General features: G+C 72.3%; 5 protein-coding genes. 4 read left to right on the top strand and 1 reads right to left on the bottom strand.

Annotation, left to right across the window (positions count from 1 at the left end):
* Positions 1-118 precede the first annotated feature (118 nt).
* The 4 genes from B056_RS0106730 to B056_RS0106710 all read left to right on the top strand — a co-directional run bounded on the left by B056_RS0106730 (position 119) and on the right by B056_RS0106710 (position 5,709).
* Positions 119-1,294, top strand: coding sequence for an AAA family ATPase (locus B056_RS0106730; RefSeq protein WP_018501126.1), 1,176 nt, complete (start codon positions 119-121; stop codon positions 1,292-1,294).
* 2,071 nt (positions 1,295-3,365) lie between these two features.
* Complete coding sequence (locus tag B056_RS0106720) at positions 3,366-4,157, top strand: hypothetical protein (RefSeq protein WP_018501124.1); 792 nt, start codon at positions 3,366-3,368, stop codon at positions 4,155-4,157.
* Positions 4,158-4,359: 202 nt separating this feature from the next.
* Positions 4,360-4,947, top strand: coding sequence for a hypothetical protein (locus B056_RS0106715; protein WP_018501123.1), 588 nt, complete (start codon positions 4,360-4,362; stop codon positions 4,945-4,947).
* A gap of 393 nt (positions 4,948-5,340) precedes the next feature.
* The gene (locus tag B056_RS0106710; protein ID WP_018501122.1) at positions 5,341-5,709 is read left to right on the top strand and encodes a hypothetical protein; all 369 of its coding nucleotides are present in this window, start codon (positions 5,341-5,343) and stop codon (positions 5,707-5,709) included.
* A gap of 360 nt (positions 5,710-6,069) precedes the next feature.
* On the opposite strand, the gene B056_RS35470 is transcribed toward B056_RS0106710, so the two are convergent.
* Positions 6,070-6,295 (bottom strand): ATP-binding protein (locus B056_RS35470; RefSeq protein ID WP_018501121.1); only part of this gene is annotated, 226 nt, incomplete at its 5' end.

The raw sequence follows: 6,295 nt of genomic DNA, 5'->3' as shown, positions 1-6,295 counted from the left end.
GCAACACCCGCTGTCCGGCCCCGGGGTGCGTCTACCCGCCCCCGGGGCCCGACCCCCGCACCGCCGCACACCACCCATTCCCCGGCCGCCCCGTACCCCTACCTGCCTGGAGATCAGGATGAGCAGCCCTGCCCCGACCCCGCCCGCACCTGCCGACGCCGCCGCCAGCCCTCGCCTTGCACCGTTCGGGCTGCGCCACCTGGTCGCCCAGTACCTGCTCGACCACCCCTCGGACTCCCATACGCCGACGGCCGTGGCGAACGCCCTGGCACGCAGCGGCGGCGCGGTCGGGAACGCGCTGGACCGCCTGGCCGCAGCAGGCCAGGCGACCCTCACGTGTGCCAAGCCCCTGCGGTACACGGCCAGCCCGACCACGAAGGACGCGCTGACCGGGCGTGTCGGCACCCTGCCCGTGGCGAAGCCCCGCCCGGCCCCGGCACCGGCACCGCCCCCGGCGGTGGCGAAGCCCCGGCCGGCCCTTCCGCCCACGACGCCGGACGGGGGGATCATCCGCCCGTCGGGGCAGGTGTACCGGCCCCGGAAGCTGGCCGACCTGCCCGACGTCGACGTCCTGCGCAAGCTCCGCGCCGCCGAAGTACCGGTCCTGCTCTACGGCCCGCCCGGCACGGGCAAGACTTCCGTGATCGAAGCCGCCTTCGGCGACGACTTGATCACGATCGCGGGGGACGGGGACACCCAGGTCGGGGACCTGATTGGGGAGTACACCCAGACCCCCGACGGCAGATACCAGTTCGTTTACGGGCCGCTGATCACCGCCATGCAGGAAGGCAAGGCCCTGTTGATCGACGACGCGACGTTGATCAGCCCGGCGGTCCTCGCGGTGGTCTATCCCGCGATGGACGGCCGGAAAAGGATCATTGTGAAGGCGCACAAGGGCGAGACGATCGAAGCCGCCCCCGGCTTCTACATCATCGCCGGGCACAACCCGGGCGTGCACGGGGCGATCCTCACCGAGGCGCTGTCGAGCAGGTTCTCCGTGCAGGTCGAAGTGTCGACCGATTTCGATCTGGCCACCCGACTCAAGATCGACAGGCGGGCGGTGACCGTNGCGCGGAACCTGCACCGGCGCCGCGAGTCCGGGGACATCGGCTGGTCACCCCANCTCCGCGAACTGATCGCCTTCCAGCGGATCGCGGACGTGTTGGGCATCGCCGCCGCCGCCGCGAACCTGATCGGGATCGCCCCGTTCGAGGACCGGCCCGTGGTCACGGACACCGTCGAGAAGGCGTTCGGGGCGAAGCTCACCCCCCTCGCCCTGGGCACGCAGATCTAACCCAACCCCCACCCCTCCCTTCCCTGCCACCCCATGACGTGCGGCGGGTGGGCGAAGCCTGCCCACCCGCCGCCCCGCCGAGGAGTCCCGCGATGCCCGCCGAGCACATCCACACCGACCCGACCATCCCCGCCCCCGCCCCCGAGGGGGAGTGGCTACGGATCTCCGCCGCCATGACCCGCGACATCGCCGCCATCTCTGGGCGCAAGGACCTGGTCGTGACCTGCGCCCCGGGTGCCGGGCGGGGTGCCCCGGGGGTGCACATCCCCGCCCTCGGGGTGATCGAAATCGACGCGGCNAGCCTGCCCGCCGGCATCGANCCGACCACGGTGGAGGGCACCGCGTGGGACGCGACGCGCTACCCGGCCCTGTGGGGGGTGCTCACGCATGAAGGNGCNCANGCCGCCCACACCCGCTGGCCCACCCCNACCGCGATCAACACCGCCGCCGGGCGGGCCGCGATGCTCCTCGAGGAAGCCCGGATCGAAGCCGCCCAGATCGGACGGCGAGCAGGAGACCGGCACTACCTGCGCGCCAGCGCCACCACGCTCATCCTGCCGTCGTTCCTTCCCGACCCGGGCGGGCCGTCGGCGGCGCCGCCCGCGACCGTGCCGTCCCCGCCGGCCGGCCACCCCGTCCCGCCCGGGAGAGCACCGGCCCCGGCGGTGCCGATGACCCGCACCGCCGCCGCCCGTGCCGCCGCCCTGCTGCTGGCCAGGGCCGACGCGGGCATCCTCGGCCCGCACGAAGCGGCCCCGGTGGANGCGATCTGCGAGGACATCCTCGGTGCCGGTGACCTCGCCGAGCTGCGCCGGATCTGGCACGCCGCGCAGGACACCGCCGATGACGACATCGCCACGATGCTCCGCCTCGGCGAGCAGTGGGCCGACATCGTCGGCGACGACGAGGAGGAGAAGAAGGACGGCGCGCCGATCATGCCCGCCGGNCCCGGGGTGGGCACACCACTCGGGGAAGCGATCGCCGCGACACTCGACGCGATCACCGCCGACCCTGCCGGGCACGCCATGACCGGAGAGACCCTCACCGCCGGCACCCGCCCCCCGAAAGCCACCGAACGAGCCGCAGCGGGAACGCTGGCCCGTGCCCTGCGCCGCGCCGCCGTCCCCGGGCGGGCCCCGGTCACCCTCACCTCCCCCACCCCACCCGGAAGGCTGCGGATGCGTGGCGCGTTGGCCGCTGACGCGCAACGCGCCGCCGGTGCCCTCCCGACCGCCCGGCCCTTCACCCGCACCCTCCACAAGAAGNTCCCGAACCCGCCNCTNCGCCTGGGCNTCGCNGTNGACGTCTCCGGCTCCATGCGCAAGTTCGCCAAGCCCGCCGCCTCCGCCGCGTGGATCACCGCCACGGCCGCCGCCGCCGTCCCCNNCACCCACACCCAAACAGTGATCTTCGGACAGCANGTCCGGCCCCTCACCCACCCCGGGGCCGCCCCGCAGAAGGTNACCGAGTTCGANGCNGACGACGGCACCGAGGTCTTCACCCANGCGNTCGACCTCCTCACCGCCAACCTCGGCCTNGACCATCCCGGCNGCGCCACCCGCCTNCTCGTCGTCATCTCCGACGCGGAATTCCTNACCTCCGAGAAGNANCAGGGCGAGATCAGACTGCGCCGGCTCGCCGCGANTGGCTGCCACCTGCTGTGGATCACCCGCTACGAGAAGGACNTNCCGATCCCACCNGCCCNCGNNNTCACCCTCGGCACCCCCGCCGACACCGCTAACGCGATCGCCAGCGCGGCCCTACGCGCCCTGCGCCCGGCCTAACCCGACCCCGGACGCGGCCCCCCNCCCCCGCCGACACCGCTAACGCGATCGCCAGCGCGGCCCTACGCGCCCTGCGCCCGGCCTAACCCGACCCCGGACGCGGCCCCCCACCAGCCCCCCTCGGGGGGCCGCGCCCGGACCGGGCCGCACCCGCCCTATCCCACACCGCCCCGACCAGGAGGCCTGCGCAGCCTCCGCTGACACCAGCCCCCGGCCTGGGGCCGGCCAGCAGCCCCCTTGTGCCCCGGGCCGCCCACCCCCCGCGACCCACCGTTGAAGGAGCATCGATGAACCAGCCCGCCGCACACCAGCCCGCCGCACACCAGCGCGCCGATCACGAGACGCCCGCCGCCGAGCAGACACCGCCACCCCCGCAGCCCTTCGAGGACAGGGAACCCCTCGGCGTCGTCATGGCGGTCGAGCTGAACACCGGTGACCTCTACCGCCACACCGACCCCGTCCAGCGGGCCCGTGACCGGGCCAGGCACGGCTCGGACCTGTGGATCGTCACCATCCCCTTCGACACCGACGCGCTCGACCGCGACGAGGATCCCGACCTGCACGCCTGCCCGGCCAGGCATCCCCACCGCAGCGAACCGCAGTACTTCCTCACCTGCGACGAAGACGTGGACCGCGTCGCTGTCCTACACCACGAAACCTTCGGATATGTCGCGCGTGGCTACAAGCTCCTCCGGGTCTACCGCCTGCCGCAGCACACGGTCCGGGTACGGGTCTTCCGCATCTACGACCATCACGAAGACCACCAGCACACCTCCTCGGCCACCGTGGACATCCTCACCCCCGCGGGCTGGAGTCCGCTCCTCACCGAGCCGGCGGAGCGCTGGCGGCCCGAGGGGCGCACCTCCATCACCGACGAGACCACGTTCACGCCGGTCGCCGCACGGCTGATCGCCGACGCCTGCCGCATCCTCGCCCCCCAGACACCCCCACCCGCCCCGTTCCCCCCGGCCGGCAACGGGAACCCGCCTCTCCTCTCAGGCGGCGATGACAGTGCCGGGCGCCGTCCCCGCGCCCGCACCTCCCGTTTCCCGATCTGGCGGAGACGGCCGGGGAAATAACACCGGAGAGAAGGGCCACCCGGGGCATTCCTCGAGCGGCCATCCCCCCCATGCCCGTGTGTCGGGTGCTGGTTCACCGCACCGGATTTCCGGGTGCCACGCGCGCCGTCATCGACAGGCACACAGGCCTCACCACCCTTTTCCTACCGCCGGGCCGGTGCTCGCGCTCCGCACCCACGACTGTCAGCAAAGGGAGATCGCAATGACGACACCACCCCCGATCGGCAACGTCGAGACCATCCTTCTCCACGACGGCGTCCTGATGATCGACCGGGCCGCCGCCCGCCCGGCGGAGCACGACCACGGCGTGGAAACCCTCGCGGGCCTTTCGACCGCTGACGGGCACGACGCCGGCCGCCTGGTCCTGCTCCACCCGAGACGGATCCTGATGCGGATCGACGCGGACAAGACACCCCACCGGCTGACCCCGGCCGACTATCAGCAGGTCGCCATGTGCTTCCCCGCACCCCGGTTCCAGGTCGCTATCGAAGGGCTGGGTGACTACCAGATCCGTGACCACGCCACGCCCTCCCCGCCTGCCACCTACACCGCCTGCACGGCCTACTACGGCAGCCCCCGGCAGGCCTGGCAGCAGGCGCAGGCCGACTGCACCCGGCTGAACTCCGGCGACCTGACCCCGGACCCGGCCTGGTACCCGCCCCCCACCCGCCCAGCACCCACCCCCACATGGAGGCGGTTCCGGTGGCGCCGACCAGCCTGCCCGCTCTCTACCCCGCCGACCGAACACCCGGCACCCGAACACCCGCTTCGGTCCCGACGCACCGTGTGACACCGACGGTCACGGGACCCGGGCCGCCATCACCGCACCTCCGCCACGCCGACCCCTGCCGGGTCCGCAGGCAGGCGGGTCATAAAGCCAGCGGTACTAGCACCGACACGTAGTGGGAACCTGAAGCGGCGCCCTTCCGGCAAGTGTTCTCGATACGCATTCGAACAGCTGAAGGGAAAGTCTCCGCAGCAGGATAAAAATCCTCGAACGCGAACTTTCTGTGTTCCTGACATGTGATGCTGAATTGTTTACCGCGTCGGTATAACGAGCTACGATTCCACCGCGCACCGCTATCCGACATTCGGTCCGATATGCGCGGCGCATATTCCGATAGCCCCCGTCGTGCGCCGGGGTACCGGAAAACCATCACCCACCGTGAAACGGAGTTTCCCGATGCATGTTTCCGATGTCACCAGCCGTGTCCTGGTCCAGCTTCGCGACGCCGGGGACTATCCCGACAACCCGTTCCTCAACGCGGCCGATCTGGTCCCGTTCTTCCCGGATGGGTGCCCGGAGGCGGCGCCCACGGACTGGCCGCTCGACACGGTCGACTACGAGGCGCCTCACGCGAGCACGATCTGCCCCGACTGCGTCGCGTCGTGGCGCGCCGACCACCTGGTGTCCCAGCCGCGCACGGTCCCGGCCGGCACACCGCTGAGCATGCATTTCCCGTGGGCCGCGCCCCGGCCGGCGCCCGCCACCCCCGAGGGAGCCTCCCGCCCCACTGACACCGACCCACAGCCGGCCGGCACGTCCGCCTGACCCTGCGCCGCCCCCCAGGTGGTGCGTCCGAACGCCGGGCGCACCACCGGCGGGCACCCAGCCCCCGCCTGTTCCGCATCCTCGTGAAAGGTCCCGTGCATGCCTGTCCCGCCCGGGGAACGCCGCGCCCGCGCCGCGCTGACCCTGCTTCCCCCCGACCGCAACCGCGACACCGCCGTGCACACCGGCGGCGCCGAGGCCGTGTGGCGGACCCTGCCCACCAGGCCGGACATCGACCCCGACGGGCTGCTCGCCGCCCACACCGCCGAGGGCTGGCGCCTGCTCTGCCCCGGCGACGAGGAATGTGGCTATGAAGGTGGGAGTGGGGACCGTTCGTCGGTGGGAGTGGGGGCCAGCTGTTCAGGCGGGTTGGGTCGTGTCGGTGGGAGTGGGGACCGGGGTGGGTGGGCGGCCGTTCGGGCTGGTGCGGGCGCGGGTGTGGGCGAGGCGGTAGGACTGGGTGCCGGTCTCGATGATCGTGCCGTCGAAGGTGAGGCGGTCGACGATCGCGGAGCAGAGGCGGGGGTCGGTGAAGGTTTTGGTCCAGCCGCCGAAGCTTTCATTCGAGGCGATTGCGACGCTGTTC

This window comes from Parafrankia discariae, from assembly GCF_000373365.1.
Classification (GTDB): Bacteria; Actinomycetota; Actinomycetes; order Frankiales; family Frankiaceae; genus Parafrankia; species Parafrankia discariae.
Note: the sequence above shows the minus strand (reverse complement) of the source record. Positions and strands in the feature narration are given on the sequence as shown.

Excerpts from the sequence above, each read along its gene's own strand:
- B056_RS0106720 (WP_018501124.1), top strand. The coding sequence starts at position 3,366 with ATGAACCAGCCCGCCGCACACCAGCCCGCCGCACACCAGCGCGCCGAT.
- B056_RS0106715 (WP_018501123.1), top strand. The coding sequence starts at position 4,360 with ATGACGACACCACCCCCGATCGGCAACGTCGAGACCATCCTTCTCCAC.
- B056_RS0106710 (WP_018501122.1), top strand. The coding sequence starts at position 5,341 with ATGCATGTTTCCGATGTCACCAGCCGTGTCCTGGTCCAGCTTCGCGAC.